The organism is Carnobacterium funditum DSM 5970, assembly GCF_000744185.1.
GTDB lineage: Bacteria > Bacillota > Bacilli > Lactobacillales > Carnobacteriaceae > Carnobacterium_A > Carnobacterium_A funditum.
The window spans coordinates 1,194,128-1,219,739 of sequence record NZ_JQLL01000001.1 but is presented as its reverse complement, the minus strand read 5'-3'; the positions used below and the strand labels follow the sequence as shown (position 1 = coordinate 1,219,739).

Annotated in this window: 27 protein-coding genes and 1 other annotated feature; of the genes, 24 read left to right on the top strand and 3 right to left on the bottom strand. The window is 35.7% G+C overall.

Annotated features, from left to right (window positions below; all coding sequences use genetic code 11):
• Positions 1–100: 100 nt before the first annotated feature.
• The 3 genes from BR44_RS05625 (at position 101) to BR44_RS11875 (ending at position 2,603) form a co-directional block, all read left to right on the top strand.
• The gene (locus tag BR44_RS05625; protein ID WP_034551122.1) at positions 101–1,759 is read left to right on the top strand and encodes a PucR family transcriptional regulator; all 1,659 of its coding nucleotides are present in this window, start codon (positions 101–103) and stop codon (positions 1,757–1,759) included.
• Between the two features lie 278 nt (positions 1,760–2,037).
• Entirely contained in the window at positions 2,038–2,223 is a 186-nt protein-coding gene (locus tag BR44_RS11490) for a hypothetical protein (protein WP_211249864.1), read from the top strand.
• Between the two features lie 206 nt (positions 2,224–2,429).
• Complete coding sequence (locus tag BR44_RS11875) at positions 2,430–2,603, top strand: hypothetical protein (RefSeq protein ID WP_245592926.1); 174 nt, start codon at positions 2,430–2,432, stop codon at positions 2,601–2,603.
• A 253-nt stretch (positions 2,604–2,856) separates the two neighbouring features.
• Here the strand turns inward: BR44_RS11875 and BR44_RS05615 are convergent, their stop codons facing one another.
• Together BR44_RS05615 and BR44_RS05610 are read right to left on the bottom strand one after the other, a co-directional pair.
• A complete protein-coding gene (locus BR44_RS05615) occupies positions 2,857–3,459 on the bottom strand; it encodes a nitroreductase family protein (RefSeq protein ID WP_034551120.1) in 603 nt (200 codons plus the stop codon).
• Between the two features lie 144 nt (positions 3,460–3,603).
• Entirely contained in the window at positions 3,604–4,569 is a 966-nt protein-coding gene (locus BR44_RS05610; protein WP_034551119.1) for an acyltransferase family protein, read from the bottom strand.
• A gap of 226 nt (positions 4,570–4,795) precedes the next feature.
• Between BR44_RS05610 and BR44_RS05605 the strand changes: the two genes are divergently transcribed.
• From BR44_RS05605 to BR44_RS05550, 12 genes are all read left to right on the top strand, one after another.
• A complete protein-coding gene (locus tag BR44_RS05605; RefSeq protein WP_034551117.1) occupies positions 4,796–4,993 on the top strand; it encodes a YwbE family protein in 198 nt (65 codons plus the stop codon).
• A gap of 203 nt (positions 4,994–5,196) precedes the next feature.
• Complete coding sequence (gene ald / locus BR44_RS05600) at positions 5,197–6,312, top strand: alanine dehydrogenase (RefSeq protein ID WP_034551115.1); 1,116 nt, start codon at positions 5,197–5,199, stop codon at positions 6,310–6,312.
• Positions 6,313–6,495: 183 nt separating this feature from the next.
• Entirely contained in the window at positions 6,496–7,455 is a 960-nt protein-coding gene (locus BR44_RS05595) for a DNA-binding transcriptional repressor DeoR (protein WP_281173130.1), read from the top strand.
• A gap of 140 nt (positions 7,456–7,595) precedes the next feature.
• Positions 7,596–8,243: a deoxyribose-phosphate aldolase gene (gene deoC, locus BR44_RS05590; RefSeq protein WP_034551113.1), complete on the top strand. Its 648-nt coding sequence runs from the start codon at positions 7,596–7,598 to the stop codon at positions 8,241–8,243.
• Between the two features lie 198 nt (positions 8,244–8,441).
• A complete protein-coding gene (locus BR44_RS05585; protein ID WP_034551112.1) occupies positions 8,442–8,672 on the top strand; it encodes a DUF2969 family protein in 231 nt (76 codons plus the stop codon).
• 50 nt (positions 8,673–8,722) lie between these two features.
• Entirely contained in the window at positions 8,723–9,724 is a 1,002-nt protein-coding gene (locus tag BR44_RS05580) for a YihY/virulence factor BrkB family protein (protein ID WP_034551111.1), read from the top strand.
• Between the two features lie 142 nt (positions 9,725–9,866).
• Positions 9,867–11,039: an FtsW/RodA/SpoVE family cell cycle protein gene (locus BR44_RS05575; RefSeq protein WP_034551110.1), complete on the top strand. Its 1,173-nt coding sequence runs from the start codon at positions 9,867–9,869 to the stop codon at positions 11,037–11,039.
• A gap of 51 nt (positions 11,040–11,090) precedes the next feature.
• A complete protein-coding gene (locus tag BR44_RS05570; protein WP_034551109.1) occupies positions 11,091–11,447 on the top strand; it encodes an arsenate reductase family protein in 357 nt (118 codons plus the stop codon).
• 14 nt (positions 11,448–11,461) lie between these two features.
• Positions 11,462–11,821: a glycine cleavage system H family protein gene (locus tag BR44_RS05565; protein ID WP_034551108.1), complete on the top strand. Its 360-nt coding sequence runs from the start codon at positions 11,462–11,464 to the stop codon at positions 11,819–11,821.
• Between the two features lie 54 nt (positions 11,822–11,875).
• Positions 11,876–12,137, top strand: a binding site (T-box leader).
• Between the two features lie 72 nt (positions 12,138–12,209).
• Positions 12,210–13,250, top strand: coding sequence for a methionine ABC transporter ATP-binding protein (locus BR44_RS05560; RefSeq protein WP_034551107.1), 1,041 nt, complete (start codon positions 12,210–12,212; stop codon positions 13,248–13,250).
• Complete coding sequence (locus BR44_RS05555) at positions 13,234–13,938, top strand: methionine ABC transporter permease (protein ID WP_051912558.1); 705 nt, start codon at positions 13,234–13,236, stop codon at positions 13,936–13,938. Before BR44_RS05560 ends, BR44_RS05555 begins: the two co-directional genes overlap by 17 nt.
• Before the next feature lie 65 nt (positions 13,939–14,003).
• Positions 14,004–14,831, top strand: coding sequence for a MetQ/NlpA family ABC transporter substrate-binding protein (locus BR44_RS05550; RefSeq protein WP_034551105.1), 828 nt, complete (start codon positions 14,004–14,006; stop codon positions 14,829–14,831).
• An 82-nt stretch (positions 14,832–14,913) separates the two neighbouring features.
• Here the strand turns inward: BR44_RS05550 and BR44_RS05545 are convergent, their stop codons facing one another.
• Positions 14,914–15,642, bottom strand: a complete 729-nt coding sequence (locus BR44_RS05545) for a gamma-glutamyl-gamma-aminobutyrate hydrolase family protein (RefSeq protein ID WP_034551103.1) — start codon at positions 15,640–15,642, stop codon at positions 14,914–14,916.
• Positions 15,643–15,865: 223 nt separating this feature from the next.
• Here BR44_RS05545 and sufC point away from each other — a divergent pair, with 223 nt between their 5' ends.
• From sufC to BR44_RS05500, 9 genes are all read left to right on the top strand, one after another.
• Positions 15,866–16,639, top strand: a complete 774-nt coding sequence (gene sufC, locus BR44_RS05540) for a Fe-S cluster assembly ATPase SufC (RefSeq protein ID WP_034551101.1) — start codon at positions 15,866–15,868, stop codon at positions 16,637–16,639.
• Between the two features lie 13 nt (positions 16,640–16,652).
• The gene (gene sufD, locus BR44_RS05535) at positions 16,653–17,939 is read left to right on the top strand and encodes a Fe-S cluster assembly protein SufD (RefSeq protein WP_034551099.1); all 1,287 of its coding nucleotides are present in this window, start codon (positions 16,653–16,655) and stop codon (positions 17,937–17,939) included.
• Positions 17,936–19,174, top strand: a complete 1,239-nt coding sequence (locus BR44_RS05530; RefSeq protein ID WP_034551098.1) for a cysteine desulfurase — start codon at positions 17,936–17,938, stop codon at positions 19,172–19,174. The genes sufD and BR44_RS05530 overlap by 4 nt, the downstream gene beginning before the upstream one ends.
• The gene (sufU, locus tag BR44_RS05525) at positions 19,161–19,619 is read left to right on the top strand and encodes a Fe-S cluster assembly sulfur transfer protein SufU (protein ID WP_034551096.1); all 459 of its coding nucleotides are present in this window, start codon (positions 19,161–19,163) and stop codon (positions 19,617–19,619) included. Before BR44_RS05530 ends, sufU begins: the two co-directional genes overlap by 14 nt.
• A gap of 27 nt (positions 19,620–19,646) precedes the next feature.
• Positions 19,647–21,041 (top strand): Fe-S cluster assembly protein SufB, encoded by a 1,395-nt coding sequence (sufB, locus tag BR44_RS05520; protein ID WP_034551094.1) that lies wholly within the window; start codon positions 19,647–19,649, stop codon positions 21,039–21,041.
• Positions 21,042–21,200: 159 nt separating this feature from the next.
• Positions 21,201–22,214 (top strand): hypothetical protein, encoded by a 1,014-nt coding sequence (locus tag BR44_RS05515; protein WP_034551092.1) that lies wholly within the window; start codon positions 21,201–21,203, stop codon positions 22,212–22,214.
• 22 nt (positions 22,215–22,236) lie between these two features.
• Positions 22,237–22,380, top strand: a complete 144-nt coding sequence (locus BR44_RS05510; RefSeq protein ID WP_156954899.1) for a hypothetical protein — start codon at positions 22,237–22,239, stop codon at positions 22,378–22,380.
• Positions 22,381–22,424: 44 nt separating this feature from the next.
• A complete protein-coding gene (locus tag BR44_RS05505; RefSeq protein WP_034551089.1) occupies positions 22,425–24,173 on the top strand; it encodes a DUF262 domain-containing protein in 1,749 nt (582 codons plus the stop codon).
• A gap of 388 nt (positions 24,174–24,561) precedes the next feature.
• The gene (locus BR44_RS05500; RefSeq protein WP_034551087.1) at positions 24,562–25,551 is read left to right on the top strand and encodes a tRNA dihydrouridine synthase; all 990 of its coding nucleotides are present in this window, start codon (positions 24,562–24,564) and stop codon (positions 25,549–25,551) included.
• Positions 25,552–25,612: the final 61 nt, after the last annotated feature.

The following is a 25,612-nucleotide window of genomic DNA, read 5'->3' as shown; positions in this document are numbered from 1 at the left end:
AAACATGCATTAGTTTTAGCACAAACACCCCCGAAAAAGTGACTGTAAGTTAGAAGTTTATCTAATTAAATCAACCGTATACAAGTATGAAGGCAATAAAATGACTACTCTCAAAGCAATACTAGAAATACCACACTTTTCCGATATTCAGGTTTTAAATAAGCAAGCTGATTTATCTAAAGAAGTAGAGGCAATTAAAATTACCGAAACACCAGACGTTGCTTTATATTTACCTAAAAACACGTTCTTATTAACAACAGCTATGGCTTTCAAAGATAATCCCAAAATGTTATGCGACTTCATTCAATCGCTTTATGAATTACCAGTGGCTGGGTTAGGAATTAAGTTAGGGAGGTTTATAAGTGAATTAGACGAAGAGGTGATAACCTTTGCGGATAGCCTAAACTTCCCTTTATTACAAATTCCATGTACCCTTAACTTAGGAACCATTTCTCATCAAATGCTTTCTTATATTTGGGACCAGCAAACGGACAAATTATATTATGCATTAGACATTCAGAAGAAATTTTCTAACTTGATGATTAAAGGAGCTGATTTAAAGACTTTAATCCATCATTTAGGGACTATTTTAAAACGTCCAGTTATGTTGGTTAATCCATTTACAGAGATTATTGCAGAATCAAAACAGTTTCAACAAGATCTACGTTTTGAAAATTATCATCAACAACAATTAATTCCATATCTTAAAAAAATTCAAAATAAGGATAAAGAATCTTGGTTTCTTTTTGAAATAGATGATGAGAATAAATTACTTGTTTCGGTGTTTCCAATTAAAATCAATGCGTATTTTCCTTATTTATTAGTAATTTTTAAAGCGGATCAGATTCCTTATCCTTTTTCTCAATTCGCCATTGAACAAACAAATACAGTTCTTTTACATACCATTTATAAAAATCTGGAAATAACCGAAAGTAGGTTACAATTAAGAGAAACTTTTTTCTCTCAATTAATGCAAGAAACCAATCAAATAAGTAAACCTGTTATTCATTGGTTAGATTATGGAAAAGATTATGGTCTAGTTGATTCATCTATCTATACTATCATTATCGTTCATTTTGAGAATCAAGAGTCGGATATAATGGATAATGGCCTTGAAATAGATCGGTATCATTTGACATATGAATGGTTAGAAAGGCAATTTTCTAATGATTTTGAGAATGCGTTACTGTTTCCAATTAAAGATACTAGTTATTATGGAATACTTTTGCAAAAAGCTGAACCAAATTTAAAAGATAAACTTTGCCTCATTCATCAGCAGTTAAAAGATAGATTGCCAATCACACTTCACTTTTCAATTGGGAATGATGTAAGCAAGATAACCTCAATCTATTTTTCTTACAAAGAAGCAAGAGAAACTTGTAAAATGGTTTTACAAAGCAATTCTCTTGGAATCGTTCATTATCATCAAACTAAAGGATTTAATAAGTTAATTGAGCATACTCCTTTAGCACAAGTAGAACATTTTTGTACCACTACTTTAAAAAAACTAGCTTTTCCAATCAGTGAAATGGATAAAGAATTAAGAAAAACATTGAAAGTATATTTGGAATCTCAATGTGATATCACCCTCACTGCTAAACTATTATTTATTCATCGCAATACCGTTAAATATCGGATTGCTAAATGTGAAGAAATTTTTGAAACACCCATCAACGATCCTAACTTATCTTTAAAACTCAGATTAGCTCTTGAGCTTTCAAAAGAAAAAAGGACTAACTTAGATATGAAATTAAGCTAGAGAGAAAAAACATTATTCCATTAAAATCTGATGAATGAAAAACGTAGGGGGTTAAAATAGCTATCACCAGACCCTAAATGATCTAACCTAAAAAAGATTGCACGTGCTGCTAAGTCGCAGGAACGGCAATCTTTTTTGAGGATTTCTCTTTAATTACCGAACACTCGTTCGTACGATAAGGATTGAGGTGAGAGAGATGGCAGATAAAAAAGTAAGTATCGAAAAGTATGATTTAAATTATATATTTGTGGATAAAAAAAGTCTTTATAAAAGATGAGATGAGCGATGTGAGTAAGGAAGTAATAGATTATATAGATCCCACACAAAATAAAAATTTTTATTCTAAGTACGCAGCTGAATTTTTTGATATAAATATGCGAACCATTGGAAGGGATAGATTGGATGGTGTCCCTTTTGGCTGTCAACCAGTAATTGTGGTTATTGAAGAAATGAATAAAAATTGACGAAGGTACTTAAATAGAGGATGGAATGACTAGAAGAATTATAAAATAAATAAAAGATCAGAGTAGGAGGAGGAAGGGTGAACTCAGCTATTGTCACAGGAATAATTATATCTGAAATAAAAGTAATGAACGCTATGAGTTCAAATCCATTCTGTAAGTTCGAACTTGTTTTTGATGATTGAACGTTTGACTGTTTAGTTGTGGGTATGAAGACCTATAAGTTTATATACGATGTTGAAAAGGATATGGAAGAAGCTATCATTAATAATCAAATGCAACTAGTGGTTCAGGTTTACAAAACGCATTCTTATCCTAATTACTTTGGTCAATTGTTTGATTATAAAGGGCATAAATTAGCTCAAGACAAGGCTAGTTATTGATGAAAGGTAAAATGATGTTAACTTACCTGATTATGTGGAAAAAAGTACAAAAGACTATAAAAATAAAAGGAGTGGCACATAAAGCAGTTAGACCCGAATCACTTCGCGAATAATGCTCGGTGGTCACAGACCACCGAGCATTATTCGTGAAGTAGGTGTCGGGTTTGCTTTTTGAAGCAAATTCTAGAATGGAAATCTGAGTATGTGGAAAGAGGCTGGTACATATTTTGCACCAGCCTCTTTCCTTTTTGAATTAATTAAACGAAAGAACTCGTTCATCATCATCCATATACTCTTTATCTTGAGCGGGTGCTTCAATTGAGCCAAAGGGCATTTGTGCACGCAACTTCCAGTCAGAAGATAAGTTCCATTCTGAATGAACAACGTTATCAATTAGTGGATTGTAATGTTGTAAGCTAGCACCAACATTTTCAGTAGCTAATGCCGTCCATACTGAGTGTTGTGCAATTCCAGAAGCTTGTTCTGACCATACTGGGAAATTATCTGCGTATAGTGCAAATTGTTCTTGTAGGTTTTTGACAATACTCATATCTTCAAAGAATAAGATTGTTGCATAACCAGCACGGAAAGAATTTAATTTTCCAACAGTGGGAGCAAAATCTTGTCCTTCAGGAATAACAACTTTTAAAGCTGCTTCTGTTAGATCCCATAATGTATCATGGGAATCTCCAAACAATACAACGGCACGGGATGTTTGTGAATTAAATGAAGTTGGACTTTCTTTAATAGCCTTTTGTACTAATTCTGTAATTTGCTCATTAGATAAGGGTACATTTTTTCCTAGAGCGTAAATGGAACGACGCTCTTTTAATAAATCTATGAATGGGTTTTCCATGTGGATAATTCCTCCTTTAAGGTAACTTACTCAAATAGTATAACAGCTTTCTTTTAGTAAGTAAACGTCGAATAGGTTTATCTTTCCTATTTAAAAAAGTAAAAAGGTTATTTTCACGACAAATAGATGCTGGAAATAGCTTTTTTACTGTTTGCGATTTAAATAAGTTTGCTCTAGGTGATAATACCCTATCCCAACAACTAAGCAAATAGCTAAATCAACAATTAGCAAAGATTCTGTCTTATCAGTATAGGAATAGATAATCCAAAAGTAAACCATTTGAACAATGAAGATGTGGTACGATTGAGTGCCTAAACGCGCTAAACCTTCATAAATAATATTCCATCTTAACTTAGGCAAGTAAGTGAGCCCTAAATGAAACAGCAATAAAGGATAAAAGAATGTCAAGGGATTTTGACCTCTCCATGACGTATCAAAAGAGTAAAAAGGCGCTTCATACTCAAAATAATGAACCAGTATAAGATAAGGAATACTTAATAAGGCACTTATTTTCATCAAATTCAGAGCTTTTTTGTCTTCTTGAATAAAGAAATACCAAATACCTAAGGCGATGGCAAACAAGTATCGAAAGAAAAATAACCGGTATAAAAACGGTGGCAGTCCCAAAATATCGCTAGCCAACTCAAAAGCCAAATTAATAGAGAAACTCATAATTAACATTAGATGATGATTTTTTTTTGCAAGATAATAAAGAAAAGGTAAAAAGAAAATAAGCTGAATCATAATCGAAATGAAAAAACCGCCAAATCCACCACGGCCAAATAAATAAAAGAAGATAGTGGCTTCTTTTCCAATAAATGGACCGATAATCATTTGAACTAGGTAAGCAACAACAGCAGGTAATAAAATACGATTCAACTTTTTTAAAAGTAAGGTTGGCTGATAAAGATCAATTAGTGTTTGAGTGTGATGCCGTTCATACGACATAGCATTATTGAATCCTGCAATAATAAGAAATAAAGGTACAGCTTGTAGAATATAAAAAGGTCCGCCGATAGTTAACATGGTTTCACTTGTTAAACTGTGTATCAAAATAACAAAAAGAATCGCAAGTCCCTTTACAACATCAATAGTTCGATTGTATGTCAAGATTAATCCCCCTGTCCTTTATCTATTATGCGACATGGCTGTGTATTTGGAAAGTAATTTGTTGAAAGGCTGAAAAATAAAGAAGTGCCAAACAGAAAAAAGTGACGAGAACTTAATTTCTCTTGGTTAGCCAATTAAATTGAATGGTAAAAAAATGACAAAGCGAATAGGAAAATAAATGTGGTACAATAAAAAAATAAAGTAAACGAAATAAGGAGGAAATAAAATGGATGGAAAGAAAAGAGTGAACATAAAACTAGATTCAGTAGTCGATATTGTGCTTAAAAAAGATCAACGTACAGGGACGTTAACAAGAGGCCACGTTAAGCGGATTTTGACAAATAGTGCACAACATCCTCATGGAATAAAAGTGATGTTAAAAGAAAAGGATCAAGTTGGAAGAGTACAAAAAATAATAGAATAATAGGGCTTAAATAAGGTTTAAATAAGGACAAAAAAGGATTGTTTAAAAAAATAAAGAACCGCTACATGCTTACACTAAAAGAATTAAAGATTTTCATAAAAAAATTTAGGTTCATATTTCATTTTTTGCAAGTTAAGCGATATAGTGGTGAATAAAGCTGTCCGAATTGAGGTCAGTGTATTTCCAATAGGAGGTAAATGATTATGATAATCGGTATACCTAAAGAAATCAAAAACAACGAAAATCGAGTGGCTATTTCACCAGCGGGAGTTCACAGTCTCGTAGAAGCAGGACACGAAGTTATTGTTGAAGAATTAGCTGGAAAAAAAGCAGGCTTCACTGATGAAGCATTCGTAGAAGCAGGAGCAAAAATGGTGGAAAGTGTTGCAGATATTTGGGCAGCGGATATGGTTATTAAAGTAAAAGAACCGATACCTGAAGAATATGGCTATTTCCGTGAAGGTCTAATTCTGTTCACTTATTTGCATTTAGCAGCAGCTAAAGAATTAACAGCTAAATTAGTTGAATCAGGCGTAACCGCTATTGGATATGAAACAATGACGAAAGATGGCCAGTTGCCATTATTAACTCCAATGAGTCAAGTAGCTGGTCGGATGTCTATTCAAATTGGCGCACAATTTTTAGAAAACACTTATGGTGGAAAAGGTCTTTTACTTGGTGGCGCACCAGGCGTTTCAGCAGGTAAGGTTGTTATTATCGGTGGTGGTGTTTCAGGAATGCACGCAGCTGAAATGGCTGTTGGTCTTGGTGCTGATGTCACTATTTTAGATGTCAATCCGGCTCGTTTAGCTGAGTTAGGTAATATCTTCGGTAATTCAGTGACAACATTGATGTCAAACAAATTTAATATTGCAAAACAAGTTAAAACAGCTGACCTAGTTATTGGAGCGGTATTGATCCATGGATCTAAAGCACCAACATTAGTAACAGAAGAAATGGTTAAAACAATGGAAGTTGGATCAGTGATTGTAGATATTGCAGTCGACCAAGGTGGAATTGTTGAGACAGCTGATAAAGTAACAACACATGATGACCCTGTCTATACTCGTCATGGGGTTCTTCATTATGCAGTTGCCAATATGCCAGGAGCCGTTTCGAAAACGTCAACAATGGCTTTAACTAACGTAACGATTCCTTATGCATTAGAAATCGCTGAAAAAGGTGTCGAAAAAGCGGCACGAGAAAACCCGACTGTATATGGTGGAATAAACGTTATGCATCATAAATTGACTAAAAAAGAAGTTGCTCAATCTTTAGACATGGAATTTTTCGAAGCAAGCACTTGTTTTAATAAGTAACCATCGAGCATTGTTCGTGAAGTGATTCAGGTTTGTTTTTTTGAAGCACATTCTAGAATGAAAATTCGGATATGTGAAGAGGCTGGGACAAAAAGTCCCAGCCTCTTGTTTGCTAAAAACCAACTCGACTAACATGTATTCCACAAAGGTTTGGAATCCGTTATACTGAGTAAAAGATACAAAGTGAGGAGGGGTACTATAAAAAATGAAGCAAAAGAACAACTAATGATTGAAGTGGCTAAGTTGTATTATCAATCGGATTATAGCCAACAAGAGATTGGAATAAAACTTGGTATTTCAAGACCAACTGTTTCTCGCTTATTAAAGAGGGCTAAAGATAAAGGGTATATCCAAATAAAAATAATAGATCCCTTTTTTGACCTCGCTCATTTAGAAATAGAATTAAAAGAAAAATACTCACTAGCAGAAGTTCATGTTGTATTCTCACCGGAATCTGATTATGAAATCATCACAGCTTATTTATCTCGCTTTGCAGCAGATTATCTAGAACAGGTGATTGTAGATGGGACTATTTTAGGAGTAAGTTGGGGGACGACAATGCACGAAATTGCCAGGAAATTAACCCCTAAAAAAGTTAACGGTGTTGAAGTTGTTCAGCTAAAAGGTGGTATTAGTCATTCAACCGTTCAGACTTATGCTAACGAAACGATTTCATTGTTTTCTGCTGCATTCCAAACGACACCGCTTAATCTATTGTTACCTGTTATCTTTGATCATGTTACGACTAAGGAATTAGTGGAGCAAGACCGACATATGCAATACATCATTGAAAAGGGTAAACAAGCAACGGTAGCGCTATTTACGGTCGGAACAGTGCGTGAAAATGCATTGTTATTCAGACTAGGGTATTTTGATCAAGAAGAAAAAGGCCGTTTAAAAAAACAAGCCGTTGGAGATATTTGCTCGCGCTTTTTTGATGACCAAGGAGAAATAAGTGATCAAGAAATAAATAATCGTACGATGGGTATTGATTTAGAAGAACTAAGACACAAAGAAAAATCTATTTTAGTAGCTGGCGGACACAGAAAACTAGCCGCCATTGACGGAGCCTTAAAAGGACAGTATGCGAACGTGTTAATAATTGATCAATTCACTGCAAAAGAGCTTCTGGAGTGGAGTTGAAAAAGCTTAATAGTTCATGTTAGAACGTTTACATTTTATGGCGTTTAAGATATAATAGAAGTATTCGAACTTGAACGTAATTTCTTGTATATATGGACATATGTTCAAAAAACTATTTAAAAAAACTAGGGGGAAAACAAATGAATAAAATAGCTAATCTAATTGATCACACAGCCTTAAAACCAGCTGTGACAAAGGAAGAAATCCTAACACTAACTGCGGAAGCTAAAGAATATGGTTTCTATTCAGTGTGTGTTAATCCAACATGGGTAACAGAAGCTGCAAAACAGTTAAAAGGATCAGATGTTGATGTTTGTACGGTTATTGGATTTCCATTAGGTGCGAATACAACAGCTGTAAAAGTATATGAAACAACTGACGCTATTAATAATGGAGCAACAGAAGTAGACATGGTTATTAATATTGGAGCATTAAAGTCTAAAGAAGATGAGCAAGTCTTAAATGATATTCAAAAAGTAGTTGAAGCTGCTAAAGGAAAAGCATTAGTGAAAGTGATTATTGAAACATGCTTATTAACGGATGAAGAAAAAGTACGTGCTTGTGAACTGGCTGTTCAAGCGGGTACAGACTATGTGAAGACTTCAACTGGTTTTTCAACCGGTGGAGCAACGAAAGAAGATATCGCATTAATGAGAAAAACAGTTGGAGAAACGATTGGAGTCAAAGCATCTGGTGGGATTCATTCAAAAGCGGATGTAGAAGAAATGGTCAAAGCAGGAGCAACAAGAATTGGCGCAAGTGCTGGAGTAGCCATCGTTTCTGAATAAAGCAACAGGTAAAGGAATTGCATAACTTGATTTAATAAAAAACGTTCATTTATTAAAGAAGTTAAAAAGGTGAGACATTCATGTTTTTGGATGCCTCAGCTTTTTTTCTTTTTCCGTATTCTGTAATGGATGAGAAGTGAAAAAAATAATGAAATAGAGTATACTAAAAAAGAGAAACCAACTAAAAGGAGCTTATTTATGACAAAAGGAAATAAAAAAATCGAAATAGAAATAAAAGAAACGCCTAATAACAAAGAAGGATTTATTGAATTGTCTTTATCAGCAGGAAAACAACAAATTGGATTGATTCAACAAGAAGAAGGTAAATCCGTAACCGTAATTTTTAATTCAGGTGCAGAATCAAAAGCTAGATCAGTCGATGATGGAATCAATCAGTTGTTGATGGATTACAATTTGCATCAGATATAACAATAAAGTCGAAGAGTCAACAATTTTAGCTAAGAAAGGTGTGGTGTTGAATGACAGCAATTCCAAAAAAAGCTTCTTTTAAAGAGAAAGCAAAAGCATGGTTGGAAATTATAAAACCAAACTGGGAACGAGCTGAGGTTTCATCTAACTCAGCAGAATTAGCTTATTTTATTTTGCTGTCAATTGCACCTATATTATTAGTAGTCGCGAATATGATTCCTTTCCTACCAATTAGTGCAGCAGAAATATTGCCTTATATAAAGACAGCTTTACCATCAGATATTTATAGTATCGTTCAGCCTATGTTAATGGATTTTTTAAGCCAGACGCGTGGAGGCGTTATTTCTATTGGGTTAATCGCATCTCTTTGGTCCACTAGTAAAGCATTCAATGCGACCCAATTGGTCTTAAACGATGTTTATGGTGTTGAGAAACGAAAGAATTTTATTATCGTCCGAGTGATGTCATTTGTTATTAATGTGGCAATTGTTGGGGTTGTTGGAGTTATTATGTTTGCTTTTGTTTTTGGTGAACAAATCCTGCGTTTCATTGAAAATATTCTTAATATTAAATTAACACTGATTGAAGAGATACTTAGTTTTAGGTGGCTTATATTATTAGCTGTTTTACTAGTTGTCTTAATTTTAATGTATTCATTATTACCGAATCACAGCTTATCGTTTATATATTCTCTACCCGGCGCTGTATTTTCTGCGGTCGGTTGGTTGATATTATCACAAGGATTTTCACTTTATGTATCCGTTGCTGGAGGAGCAGCAGCTGGAAGCGGAGCGTTTGGAGTCTTCATTATCTTGATGTTGTGGCTTTACTTTTCGGCAATTGTCTTTTTATTAGGGGCACTGATTAACGTTATTTATTTCCAATACAAAAATGATAAAACAGTAGCTGAGTTTAAAAAAGAAGACGAAGAAAAGGGGAAAACAAAAGAAGATTACTTACTTGATGCAGCCAATAAACAACGTAGAAAATTAACGAAGATTAAAACCATTGAAGAACATGAAATGGATAAAGATGAAAATTTGCCAATATAAAAAGGGTGACACAATCAAAAAATGGAGTTGGGATTTTGTCCCGCTCCCCTTTTTTTTGTAGCTGATTTCTTATATAATGAATAAGAAATTAAAAAATGCTATTTTATTATTTGATTGAAGAGACAAGGAGAATTTTAGAAATATGAATGCAAATAAAGAATCAAAAATAGACTACGGTATAATCTTATCTATTTTATTATTATCCATTATCAGCATAGTCACTCTCTTTTCGACAACCTATTTAATCGAAGGCAAAGGATTGCGAACCACAATCATGCAGATACTTTGGTACATCGTTGGAACAATTGCTATTGTTGTCATTATGCAATTTGATTCCGAACAACTATGGAAACTAGCGCCAATTGCTTATGGAATTGGCTTATTGCTGTTGGTTTTAGTCTTGTTCTTTTATGATCGACCCACAGCAGCCTTTACAGGAGCTAAAAGTTGGTTCAAATTTGGACCGCTCACGTTTCAGCCTGCAGAGATAATGAAAATTGCCTTTATTCTTATGCTCGCGCGAGTAGTAACCAAACACAACAGCGAATACAATGAGCATTTTGTGAAAGCAGACTTTTTATTGTTTGGTAAAATTTTGCTCACGTCTATTGTCCCACTAGTATTGATTTTATTACAAAATGACTTGGGGACGACGTTAGTTTTTATGGCTATTACTGGCGGTATTATCTTAATGTCAGGTATAACGTGGAAAATTATCTTTCCAATATTTGCAGTTGTAGCAGGCATCGGTAGTGGTTTATTGTTTATTGTGGCCTACAACCGTGATATTTTGTTGAACTTTGGTTTTAAACCATATCAGTTTGCTCGGATTGATTCTTGGCTTAATCCTTATCAAGATTCCGCTGATGCAGCCTATCAGCTGATTCAAAGTATGAAAGCCATTGGTTCTGGAAAAGTATTTGGTAAAGGACTTGGTGTTTCAGAAGTATATGTACCTGTTCGAGAGTCTGATATGATTTTTTCGACGATTGGTGAAAACTTTGGCTTTATCGGAAGCACAGCTTTAATCTTTATTTATTTCTTATTGATTTACCAAATGATCCGCATTTGTTTTGATACAAAAAATGAGTTTTACACCTATATTTCCACTGGTGTAATCATGATGATTTTATTCCACGTGTTGGAAAACATTGGAATGGGTATTGGAATGTTGCCGTTAACGGGGATTCCTCTTCCTTTCATCTCCCAAGGTGGATCGGCTTTATTAGGGAATATGATGGGTGTCGGCTTAGTGATGTCGATGAGGTATCATTACCGGAGCTACATGTTCTCAGAAGATGAAAGTCAGTTTTAGATGCAACTCAAATAAAAAAATGTGAAACGAAAATTGAAGGGAGAAGGGAATATGCTTAACTTTTATCAACACACAACTTGTTCAAGTTGTCGTAAAGGCAGACAATGGTTGGAGAACAATACAATGGAGTACCAAGTAATCGATATGATTGCGCAACCTCCTTCAAAAAAACAATTGATGGAATGGATGGCAGCATCTAATTTACCAATAAGTCGTTTTTTTAATACGAGCGGCAATCGTTACCGTGAACTAAATTTGAAAGACACACTACCAGAAATGACGGCAGAAGAAGCCGCAGAACTACTATCAACGGATGGGATGCTGATTAAACGACCACTGGTAAGCAATGGGGAAAAAATCACGCTTGGTTTCAATGAAGACGTTTTTGAAAAAGAATGGCTAAAGTAGAGGAGAGAAATGAAATGACTGAAGTGCAAAAAATAAAGTACAGTGAAAATGGCTTATGGATTTTAAAAAACGAAAAAAACTATCGGATTGGTTTGTCTGAAAAAGGACAAGATGATTTAGGTGAAGTGATGTTTATTGATATCCCTTCTGATGTGACTAAAGTAGAACTTGATGAGAGTTTAATTGGTGTAGAAGGTGCCAAGGCAGTAACAGAACTGACTACGCCGCTTGCAGGGAATGTGGTTTCTTACCATGTAGCACTAGCTGAGGAACCTGAAAAATTAAATAGTGTAGCTAAAGAAAATAATTGGATCGTCGAATTAAGCGATGTGGATGAAGTTGCTTTCAATGCTCTGTCAGATACGATTAAATAAATGATTCTTGTTGACAGAGAAAAAACCATCTGTTAAAATATTGACAATATCATAACCAAAGCGATGATAAGAAGAGTACGTTCGTTACAAACATTTTTAGAGAGCCTTGTTTGCTGAAAAGAGGTAATGGGAGTTGAACCGAAAATGGTCTTTGAGCAAGAACGAGTGAATGCATCTGCATAAGCCCTTTCCGGTAGCACCCGATAACGTGCCACAGTATACAAGTTGCAACGAGCTTAGTACTGGATGAGGTTGATTTAGTGATAAATCAACAAATTAAGGTGGTAACACGAAAGCAATGACTTTCGTCCTTATATTAAGTAGGTGACTTAATATAAGGACGAAGGTTTTTTTATTTACCTGTTAAGTAGAGAGAGGGGGAACGCTGGTGATTGAGTTAAAGAATATAAAAAAAGTTTTCCAAACAAAAGAAGGCAATCTAACGGCAGTCGAGCAAGTTGATTTGTCAATTGAAGATGGTGAGATATATGGCATCGTTGGGTACTCTGGAGCAGGGAAAAGTACGTTGGTTCGTATGTTTAATGGACTTGAAATTCCGACGAATGGTACTGTCACCATTAATGGTCATGTGATTTCAGAATTAAAAGGCAAAGACTTAAGAAAAGAACGCCAAAAGATTGGGATGATTTTTCAACATTTTAACTTATTGTGGTCTAGGACAGTATTGGAAAATGTTTTGTTTCCATTAGAAATCGCTGGGGTACCTAAAGCGAAGCGTGACGATAGGGCGAAAGAATTGTTGCGGTTAGTAGGACTTGAAGGAAGAGAACAAGCTTATCCAGCACAGTTGTCAGGTGGTCAAAAACAACGTGTGGGGATTGCCAGAGCATTAGCCAATGAACCAACCTTATTGCTTTGTGATGAAGCCACGAGTGCACTAGACCCTCAGACGACCGATGAAGTCTTGGACTTATTGTTAGATATCAACAAACGATTAAACTTAACGATTGTATTGATTACTCATGAGATGCATGTTGTCAGGAAGATTTGCAACAAGGTAGCAGTTATGGATGATGGAAAAGTGGTCGAGTCAGGAGATGTGCTAGAAGTCTTCAAAAAACCTCAACAAGACATTACGAAACGTTTTATTCGCCAAGATACCAATCCAGATAGTGGAGAAACAGATGAAGTCTTAGAAGAAATGTTGGTAGAGTACCCAGAAGGCAAATTAATTCATCTCGTGTTCGAAGAGGAACAAGTGAAAATGCCGGTTATTTCAAGAATTGTACGTGAATTTGACGTCGAGTTAAACATTATTCAAGGGAATATCCAACAAGCCAAAAAAGGTTCGATTGGTTCCTTATACGTTCAGTTAACGGGTGATGCAGTAAATATTGCGCAAGCGATTGAGCAAATGAATCAGATGAAAGTAGGAGTAGAGGTGATTGAACATGTTGTCGAATCTTAAACTAGGTGCTAATCTGATTACTCAATATTTTGATTTTTCAGAAATCGATTTAGAAAAAATGCAAAAAGCTACAGTGCAAACGTTAGGAATGACCGCTGGTTCAGTCATTATTGTCTTTTTATTTGGACTCTTACTTGGTCTTTTATTGTATGAAACAAATGGAAAAGAAACACCTGGTGCTAAAGTGCTGTATAGTGTCGTAGCATTCTTCGTGAACGTATTTCGTTCAGTACCGTTTATTATCTTAATCGTTTTAATCATGCCATTCACAAAAACGTTAGTTGGATCAATTATTGGACCATTAGCTGCGTTACCAGCTTTGATTATTTCTTCAGCTCCTTTCTATGGACGCTTAGTTGAAATCGGGTTTCGCGAAATCGATAAAGGCGTTATTGAAGCGGCTGAAGCAATGGGAGCTAGTAAATGGGACATTATTTATAAAGTTCTCATCCCAGAAAGTTTACCGGCCATTGTTTCTGGTTTAACCGTTACAACAATTTCATTAGTTGGTTATACCGCTATGGCCGGAGTTATTGGCGCTGGTGGATTAGGAAATCTTGCTTACTTAGATGGCTTCCAAAGAAATCAACCCGCTGTAACGTTAGTAGCGACATTGATTATCTTGGTTTTAGTTTTCACTATCCAATTTGTTGGAGATACTGCTGTTAAACGAATTGATAAACGTTAAACACATAGTAATCAGTAATGGATTAAGATTTATAAAAAATTGAAAAGAAAAAGGGGAGAAAGACGATGAAAAAATCATTATTATTTGGAGCAATTTTAACTTTAGGATTATCTTTAACACTGGCAGCTTGTGGGAACGATTCAGCAAATGAAAGCGATGAAACGACTATAAAAATTGGTGCTAGCAACGTACCACATGCAGAGATATTGGAATTTACTAAACCACTTCTTGAAAAAGAAGGCGTAAAATTAGATATTACTACTTATAATGACTATGTTGTTCCGAACGTAGCTTTAGATGAAGGCGACTTAGATGCGAACTATTTCCAACATATTCCTTTCTTTAATAGCGCAGTTAATGAAAATGATTTTGACTTCGTCAATGCTGGTGCAATCCATATCGAACCACTTGGCTTGTATTCTAAAAAATACGAAAACTTATCAGATTTAAAAGATGGTGCAACTGTTTTAGTGAGCAATAGCCAATCAGACTGGGGTCGCATTATTAGCATCTTAGCAGATGAAGGTCTAGTTACGTTAAAAGAAGGCGTTGAACCAACAACTGCCACTTTTGATGATATAGATGAAAATCCAAAGAACTTAGAATTTGAATACGAAAACGATCCAGCTTTAATGACAACATTGTACCAACAAGAGGAAGGTGATTTAGTAGCGATTAATTCTAATTTTGCAGTAGATCAAGATATTAACCCCCTTGAAGATTCGATTGCATTGGAAAGTACAAGTTCGCCATACGCTAATATCGTAGCTGTTCGTTCAGAAGATGCTAAAGACCCAGCTATTCTAAAATTAATTGAAGTGTTGAAATCAAAAGAAGTTCAAGACTACATCATGGAAGAATGGGATGGCGCAGTAGTACCAGTTAAAGATTAAACCATAGAAGTTTTTAAATCTAAAAATAGGCCAGCTAAACAGTTCGTTTAGCTGGCCTATTTTCTCTTAATATATCTATCTATTAATAAGCAACTGAAGCACGTTTAACAAAATCTGTAAACAAGCGCTGCATCTTGAGGTCTTCTTTTAACATTAATTCTGGATGCCATTGGACGGCGATGATGCTTTGCTCAGAATCAGTCGATTCAAACCCTTCAACCAGGTTATCTTTGCTCCAAGCAACGGCTTTAAACGAGTCAGCCAATTCTTTAATAGCTTGGTGGTGATAAGAGTTTACTAAATAAGTTGCCCCAAAAATAGTCCCCAATTGACTTTCGGTATCTAGGGTAATGGTATGAGAGCCTGTATTGAAATAAGTTTGCTGAATGTGTTGCACGGTTAGTTCCTTATAATCAGAAAGAGCTTGGTAAAGAGTTCCGCCATACATGACATTCAATAGGTGCATACCGCGACAAATTGCTAAAATCGGTTTATGCTGAGCTAAGGTTTCTTTTATTAGCGCCATTTCGAATGCATCGCGGGCGGGCTCAGTGGCCTCTAATTTCAAATGAGGCTCTTCGCCAAATAATAAAGGAGAAATATCTTGTCCTCCAGCTAATAACAATCCATCAATTTGGTCAACATAATAAGAAGCGTCTTCTGTTGGGCTAATTGGAAAAATAACAGGTACGCCTTTTGCGGCTTGAATGCCGTCGATGAAACCTTGTGGTGTGTATGTGATGGTGACTCCGTTTGTTTCGTTAACACCACGTAAAATGTTTCCCGGAATACCAATAATTGGTTTACTCATCTATCTATCCTACTTTCTAATTTAACTATAGTATTTGTTAGTGTTTCTTAAGACGTTGCGCAATTTTTCAGCGGTTACTTACCTAGTTTACCTTATTTAACTAGAAAAAGTAAGTTGTTTGATAGTAACTTTATTGCGTATGGATACTAGTTCAGATAAAATGGAGTAGAATGGAATAAAGAAGATAGGTAAAAATAAAGCGAAATAAAAAGGAGTTTTGATAATGGCTGTTTTAGAAATTAAAAATTTACATGTTTCCATTGAAGAGAAAGAAATTTTAAAAGGCGTTGATTTGACGGTGAAAACAAATGAAATTCACGCAATTATGGGGCCTAATGGAACCGGTAAATCAACATTAGCTGCCGCAATTATGGGACATCCTAGTTTTACTATAACCCAAGGTGAGATTTCACTAGATGGTGAAAATGTATTAGAAATGGCTGTTGATGAGCGGGCACGTGCTGGTTTATTTTTAGGGGTGCAATACCCAAGCGAAATTGCTGGTATTACGAATGCAGAATTTATGAGAGCTGCGATTAATGCCCGTCGTGAGGATGACAACAAGATTCCCGTGATGCAGTTTATTCGTAAGATGGATGAAAAAATGGAGTTATTAGATATGTCTGAAGAAATGGCAGAACGTTATTTAAATGAAGGCTTTTCTGGTGGAGAAAAAAAGCGCAATGAAATTTTGCAGATGATGATGATTGAGCCGACTTTTGCAATTTTGGATGAAATCGATTCAGGATTAGATATCGATGCGTTAAAAGTGGTGTCTAAAGGCATTAATGCGATGCGCGGCGAATCATTTGGCGCACTCATTATTACGCATTACCAACGCTTATTAAATTATGTGACACCAGATGTGGTTCACGTGATGATGAATGGAATCATTGTAAAAACGGGTGGAGCTGAACTGGCGAAGCGTTTAGAAGCAGAAGGCTACAAAGGTATTCGGGATGAATTGGGTATCGAGTTTGATTTAGATGAAGACTAAGGAGGGGAGCAAGATGAAAGAAATAGCATACAAAGATACTCTTGGCGACGTCCGGATGTTTTCTATGATGAAAAATGAACCAACTTGGATGCTGGATTTGCGTTTAGCGGCTTTAGAAAAGATTTCTTCATTGGAGTTGCCAGTCATTGAGCGTGTACATTACAATCGTTGGCCACTGTTACAAGTGCCAGATTTTAACCTTGTTGAAGAACCGGTTTTCTTAGCCAATGACTTTTTAACAGAAGAGTCAGATGCTCCTCGTATTGTTCAAGTCGGGACGCAAACAGCTTTTGAACAATTATCGATGGAATTGATTGAACAAGGCGTTATCTTTACAGATATTTTTACAGCGATGGAAGAACACCCTGAACTAGTAGAAGCAGCGTATATGCAACTAGCTGTTAAACCAGATGAAGACAAACTAACGGCTTTCCATGCAGCCTTTATGACTAGTGGCGTCTTTTTATATGTACCAAAAAATGTCGTCATCACAGAACCGCTAGAAGCGTTATTCGTCCAAAATAGTCAAGAAACTAACAGTCTAATCAAACACGTGTTGATTTATGCTGATACCAATAGTGCCTTTACCTATGTAGAAAAATACCAAACGATTGGGAATCAGAAAAATGCAGCCAATATTGTGGTAGAAGTGATCACTAAACCTGGTGCAAAAGTGAAGTTTTCAGCCGTTGATGAATTAGGCGAAAATACCACGACCTATTTTAATCGTCGTGGCCATTTACTAGGCAATTCAAGAATAGAATGGGCGATTGGCGTGATGAATGATGGGGATGTGATTGCGGACTTTGATTCCGACTTGATTGGAGAAGGTTCTCACAGTGAAGTGAAAGTTGTGGCCATCAGTATGGGCAAACAAATTCAAGCCATTGATACCAGAGTGACGAATTTTGGCCGACATTCAGTCGGGCATATTTTACAACATGGCGTGATTCTCGAAAAAGCTACCTTAACCTTTAACGGTATTGGACACATTATTAAAGGCGCAAAAGGAGCCGACGCCCAGCAAGAAAGTCGCATTTTGATGCTATCAGATAAAGCGCGTGGCGATGCAAATCCGATTCTTTTAATTGATGAAAATGATGTAACAGCCGGGCATGCAGCCAGTGTTGGGCGTTTGGATCCAGAAGAAATGTATTATTTGATGAGTCGCGGGATTCCAAAAGATATAGCCGAACGCTTAGTTACCCGCGGCTTTTTAGGTTCCGTGATTGCAGCCATCCCGTTGAAAACGATTCGTGAGGACTTAGTGGAAACGATTGAAGGGAAGTTAATAAAATGATGTTTCAAGGTGAAGAGGTAAAAAAAGATTTTCCAATATTAAATCAAGTGGTGAATGATGAACCGCTAATTTATCTGGATAGTGCTGCGACCAGTCAAAAGCCCACAGCTGTCTTAACTGCCATTGCAACCTATTATCAAACTGCTAACGCCAATGTTCACCGCGGTGTGCATACGTTAGCCGAACGAGCTACCCGTCAATATGAAGCTGCTCGTGAAACCGTTCGAGCGTTTATTCAAGCTAAAGAAACCGCTGAAGTGTTGTTCACAAGAGGAACAACTACCAGTTTGAATTGGGTAGCCAAAAGTTATGGCGAAACCAATGTCCATGAGGGCGATGAAATTGTGATTTCTTATATGGAACACCATTCAAACATTGTTCCTTGGCAACAACTGGCTAAAAAGAAAAAAGCGACCTTGAAATATATCGAGTTAACCGAAGATGGGCAGTTAGATTTGGCCAGTGCAAAACAACAAATCACCAATCGAACGAAAATCGTTGCCTTGACGCATGTTTCAAATGTCTTAGGTAGTGTGAATCCAATTGCAGAATTGACTCAACTAGCTCACAGCGTTGGGGCCGTCATCGTTGTTGATGGAGCGCAAGCTGTGCCACATATGACAGTCGATGTAGCTGAGTTAGATGTTGATTTTTATGCGTTTAGTGGACACAAAATGCTAGGGCCAACCGGTATTGGCGTCTTGTATGGTAAAAGAGCGTTATTAGAAGCGATGGAACCAGTTGAATACGGCGGCGAAATGATTGACTTTGTTTATGACCAAGAAAGTACCTGGACCGAGTTGCCGTGGAAATTTGAAGCGGGTACTCCTAATATTGCTGGTGCAATCGGCTTAGCTGCTGCAATCGATTACTTGAATCAACTAGGGATGGAACATATTCAGTCTCATGAAACAGAGTTGGTGACTTACTTGTTGCCTAAACTTCGTGTAATTCCAGGTTTAGTTATCTATGGACAAACAGATGCTTTAAACCACACAGGGGTTGTGACCTTTAATGTGGCTGACATTCACCCACATGATTTAGCAACGGCACTGGATATGCAAGGGATTGCTGTTCGAGCAGGCCATCACTGCACGCAACCGCTAATGAGGCAGCTTGTAACTTCTTCAACTGTCAGAGCAAGTTTTTATCTCTACAACACAAAAGCAGACTGTGACAGCCTGGTTGAAGCGATTTTAGCCGCAAAGGAGTTTTTTAATTATGGCACTAACTAGATTAGATCAATTGTACCGACAAGTTATTTTAGACCATTCTAGCCACCCACATCACCACGGCACATTAAAAGAGGCAACCAATCAAGTCGAGATGAATAATCCAACGTGTGGCGATGTGATTGAGTTGCAATTAACTGTAGCCGATAACCGCATCGAAGCGATTCGCTTTTCAGGTAGTGGTTGCACGATCAGTACCGCCAGTGCTAGCATGATGACCGACGTGGTTCTAGGTAAAACACCGAAAGAAGCACTCGCCTTAGTTGACCAGTTTTCTTTATTAGTACAAGGAAAAGACAACGTCAATTTGGACGATTTAGGCGATGCAGCGATTTTGAGTGGCGTTGCGAAATTTCCAGCCCGGATCCGTTGTGCAACATTAGCTTGGAAAGGGTTAGAAAAAGCATTGCTGACGGCCAATGAGATGGCCTCCAATGATAAGGAATAAAAAGGAAAAAGAAAGGGGTGCTGATTGATGAGTAAAGTACCAGAATCGCAAGAGTACCAATACGGTTTTCATGATGATGTCGAGTCGGTTTATACAACTGGAAAAGGCATTTCAGAAGCCATCATTCGAGACATCTCTGCTCGTAAGGAAGAGCCAGAATGGATGCTTGATTTTCGATTAAAGTCTTTTCAACGTTACCAAAGCCAAACCATGCCAACTTGGGGTGCTGATTTATCCGGTATTGACTTTGATAATATTACCTACTACAAGAAATCAAGCAATAAACCAGAACGTGATTGGGAAGATGTACCTGAAAAAATCAAAGAAACCTTTGAACGACTGGGTATTCCTGAGGCGGAACGCAAATATCTAGCCGGAGCTGGTGCACAGTTTGAATCTGAAGTGGTGTACCACAACATGAAAGAAGAGTTCGAAAAGATGGGGATTGTCTTTACAGACACAGATTCCGCTTTGAAAGAATACCCAGAGATTTTCAAAGAACACTTTGCAACGGTTGTGCCACCAACAGACAACAAGTTAGCGGCGTTAAACTCAGCGACTTGGTCAGGCGGTACGTTTATTTATGTGCCAAAAGGCGTGCGTTGTGATGTGCCGTTACAAATGTACTTTAGAATTAACGATGAAGCGATGGGTCAATTCGAACGGACATTAATAGTTGTCGATGAAGGAGCGAGCATTCATTACGTTGAAGGCTGTACTGCCCCAACTTTTTCATCCAGTAGTTTACACGCAGCAGTCGTTGAAATTGTCGTTAAAAAAGATGCGTATTGTCGCTATACGACCATTCAAAACTGGTCGGATAATGTTTACAATTTAGTGACGAAGAGAGCAACCGTCGATGCAGGCGGTACGATGGAATGGATTGATGGCAACTTAGGTGCGAAAACAACCATGAAATACCCAAGTGTTTTCCTGAATGGGAATGGCGCACGTGGTACGATGTTGTCGATCGCAATGGCTGGAGCTGGGCAAAACCAAGACACCGGTGCAAAAATGATTCACAATGCACCTAATACGTCTAGTTCAATTGTCTCGAAATCCATTGCGCACGATGGTGGCGAAGTAAACTATCGTGGTCAAGTGATTTTTGGGAAGAATTCAGGTGGATCGATATCTCATATCGAATGCGATACGATCATTATGGATGATTTGTCTAAATCAGATACGATTCCCTACAATGAAATCCACAACGGCAATGTGTCATTAGAACATGAAGCTAAAGTATCTAAAATATCAGAAGAACAATTGTATTACTTGATGAGTCGTGGCTTAACCGAAGAACGAGCTACAGAAATGATCATCATGGGCTTTGTTGAACCGTTCTCTAAAGAATTGCCAATGGAATACGCAGTAGAATTGAATCGATTGATTGCTTATGAGATGGAAGGGTCTGTGGGGTAACAAATATAAACGTTAAAAGTATTGTATATCGATGCTTTTAACGTTTTTTTATTAAATAATGATGTTTAAACATTATTTAATCTTGTATGATTAAGTAATTTCGAAAATTAAGATTCATGGTATAATATTTAATGAAAATGAGTAGGAGGTAATAGTCGCATGAAAGACTATCTTATCGAATTACCAAACGAAACTGGTTTAACCATAGATGTGACTGATAGCGCTCTATACAATTATGATTTCAACTCATATTCATTACAGTCTCTTCAAGAATATGCTTCTTTATCAGTAGTTGAAAAAATGAAAAAAAGTATCTATTCTAATATATCTAAAGTAACCCTCATTGACAAATTAGCACATCAAGGAGAAACAAAGTATGTCGCAAATATATCCGATTATGCAAAAGAAAAACTTGATTCTGGAGAATGGGTACTTGGTATTCGGAAAAAAACAGGGGAAACCTACGCAGTAATAAGAGATTCTGTAACGGGTAAAAATAAAAGTTTCCTTACTCTTGATAAAGAAATAGCTAAGGGCTTAGGAACATTACCCGAATTATCAGCTATCCAAGGACAGTTAGCATCAATTTCTGAACAAATTGAAAAGTTAAATCATTTAGTCCAACGCGTGGAGCAAGGTCAATATAATGATCGATATGCTGGCTTTTTTAGCGCTAGACAATTAGTAATTGAAGCTTTATCTTCAAACGATGAAGAGATAAAAAAAGAACTGTTAATAAGTGCAGTAAAAGTTAATAATGATACTATTGGAAAGTTAATGTTATCTTTGCACCAAGATGCACTTGAATTCATTGATATAAAAACAAAGAGAAAAGATGCTAAGAGAATTGAAAATATTTTACAAAATTCCATGGGGTATTTAAATTCAACTGTACAACTTAACTTAGTCGCTTACACAGCATTGGGAGAAGAGCAGTCTCTGATGGCAACACTTGGAAATTATAATTCATTTATTGAACAAGTATTATTACAATCTACAAACGATGAAAGATCTGTAGCATGGTTAATTGATAATGCTTACGAAGGCAATAATGGTCGATTTGTAGAATTAACAAAAAATATTACAAGTAAGATATACAACTTAATGGAGGAATCTAAAACAAAAAGGATAGTAGGTGAGAGTCGTGAGAGAATCGAAAATAAAGAAATGTAAAATACCGAAGTGCAGTAAGGAAGTGTATAAAAATAATGCACTATTTTGTTTACAACATAAGCGAGAAATTAAAGAATACAGTAGTAAAGCAGGTAAAGGAATTCTTGCATTAGGTGGATTGGCTGTAACAGTCACTGCGGAAAAACTTTTAAAGAAAAAGTTTTAGACTGAATAATGTTCGACTGTTAACGATTTATGAGGAGGAATACAATGAGTAGAGGTTTTCAGCCAGAAATAACAATCAAAGAAGCAATTGATAGTATTGACTCAAATAAGTTCTTACTACCTGCCATTCAAAGGAAATTTGTGTGGTCAACAAATCAGATTGAACTATTATTTGATAGTGTTATGAGAAACTATCCTATTAATTCACTTATGTTATGGGAAATAAATTCTGAGAATATAAAGAATAATTATAAGTTTTATTCTTTTTTGAGAAGGTATATACAAAAATATGGTGAGATGAATGAGGCATTGAATACCAGAGGCAAGAATGAAACTTTTTATGCGGTAATTGATGGACAGCAACGTTTAAATAGTTTATATATAGGGCTTAAAGGAACGTATGCTTTGAAACTACCCCATAAACATTTGAATTATACTGAAGATAATTTTCCGCCAATGAAACTATATTTAAATATCAAAAGTAAGTACGAGTCAGATACTGAAATTGATAAGAAGTATGAATTTAAATTTTTAAAAGAGGAAAAAGCACAAAATGAAAATTCTCAAAAAGATAAATATTGGTATGAAGTTGGAAATATTCTAACTATGGAAAAACCAAAAGATCAGTATATATTTTTACAAAAATCAGGATTAGATGAAAATGAATATGCTCAAGATGCACTAGATTTACTTTCTACAGTAATTAATAAAGATAAGTTATTGAATTATTTCGTTGAAGACGAGCAAAATCCAGATAAAGTTTTAGATATTTTCATAAGAACTAATGATGGTGGAACAAAACTAACTTTTTCTGATTTATTAATGTCTGTTCTTACTGCAAACTGGTTAGATGCGAGAGAAAAATTCGATGATTTAATAAAAGATGTTAATCAATTTGGCGATTTTTCAATTAATACAGATTTGATATTAAAGACTACATTAATCCTTTATTCAGATGATATTAAAAATCGCGTGAAGAATTTTGATAACGCTACTGTTAAAAGTATTATAGATAATTGGGGAAGAATTAGGAAATCAATATTAAATACTTTTGAATTGTTTTATAGATTAGGATTTAATAATAAAACATTTCCTGCAAAAAATGCAGCGATTCCTATTATTGCTTGGGTATATAAGAATAATAAAGAAGAGATGATTATCAAGAATATATTTTTTGAATCAAAAGATGATGATTCAGACCATAGAAAAATAAAGAAATGGCTAACTTTAGTATTCCTTAAACGGATTTTTGGTGGTCAATCAGATACAGTCCTTTTAGATATTAAGAAAGTTATTAATGCAGAAAGCAATGCTAGTTTCCCATTGAAACAAATTATGGAATCGGCTAAAAGAAATCCCGCAAAAAATTATTCGTTTGATGATGAATTTATTGATGGTCTTTTTGAGTCGAAATGCGGTTCAGAGAATGCTGCTTTTGTATTATCATTATTTTATCCAGATTTAGATTATTATAATCAAAACTTTCATATTGATCATATTCATCCTAAGACTAAATTTATTAATATTGAATTTGCGGCAACAATTTTTACAGATGATGAGCTTAATGAAAATGGTGATAACTGGAACAAAATAGGGAATTTAGAGTTGCTGAACAGTGAAAAAAATGAATCTAAGAATGATAAAGCACTTAGTGAATGGGTTAGTGAAAAAGGTTTATCGAATAAATTCTTTTTTGTAGATGAAGATATTAGTCTAGAGCTTGTAAATTTTAGTAAATTTTATACTAATCGAGTTAGTAATATGAAAATAAAATTAAAAGATTTAGTGAAATAGATAGATTCTATAGAAAATGATCAAGTTAAAATAGTATTCAAAATAGTATTATAGGTATTATTGTAATCGTAATTAGTTATTCAAAATCAATTGGAGAATTATTGAAATAAAAGTTAGGAATACCCCAATAAAAGTAAACTTATTTTTTAGTGAAAATATAGATTGAATCACATGATTCTGTTATAATGACGTTCAATGTAGTAAAATACACTTTGGTACGATTCCTTTACGTGTTTTTAAAACCGTTGAAAAAATCTAAAATAATTTTATAGTCAATTTATTTTGAGAAACGAATATTTCTGTTATAATAATTAAAATAAAAACAGTTCAATAGAGAAGAAGTAGGTTCAATTTACTTTTTACATTTGTTATACGAAAGGATTTTAAAATGAAAGATAATTTTTGGCAAGAATTGCCCCGACCGTTTTTTGTATTAGCACCCATGGAAGATGTGACGGATGTTGTATTTCGTCATGTCGTTGCTAACGCAGCAAAACCTGATGTGTTTTTTACTGAATTTACGAATAGTGAAAGTTATTGTCACCCTGATGGCAAAGAAAGTGTCCGCGGACGTTTGACGTTTACAGAAGACGAACAGCCAATGGTCGCTCATATTTGGGGCGATAAGCCTGAATTCTTTAAAGAGATGAGTATTGGTATAGCAGAACTAGGCTTTCGTGGGATTGATTTGAATATGGGCTGTCCAGCGCCTAACGTTTTTAAACACGGTAGAGGATCAGGATTGATTCTTCGCACAGAAGTTGCTGCTGAACTGATACAAGCAGCAAAAGCAGGAGGTCTTCCGGTAAGTGTGAAGACTAGGCTGGGAGCTTCGAGTGTAGACGAATGGACTGCTTGGCTCACTCACTTATTAAAACAAGATATTGCAAATCTATCTATTCACTTACGTACGAAAAGAGAGATGAGTAAGGTAGATGCTCACTGGGAACTCATTCCAGAGATTAAGAAACTACGTGATGAAATCGCACCGCAGACGTTGATAACCATTAACGGTGACATTCCTGATTATAAAACAGGAATGGAACTGGCTGGAAAATACGGCATTGATGGCGTGATGATTGGACGAGGCATTTTCCATAATCCATTTGCTTTTGAAAAAGAACCTAAAGAACATGGGCCAAAAGAATTGCTAAATCTGTTTAGAAACCATTTAGATTTATTCGATCAATTTTCAGAAGAAGACACACGTATCTTTAAGCCACTTCGTCGTTTCTTTAAAATTTATATTCGCGAATTCAAAGGAGCAAGTGCTCTAAGGGTCCAATTGATGGATACTCAGACAACAGCTGAAGTCCGTTCACTGCTGGATGAGTTTGAAGCTAAGTATCTTATGGAGAATGAAAAAGTCTTGAACTAATAAAAAACCCAAAGAATGTGTGCCGACATTTCTTTGGGTTTTTTTATTTAATCGAAAATAC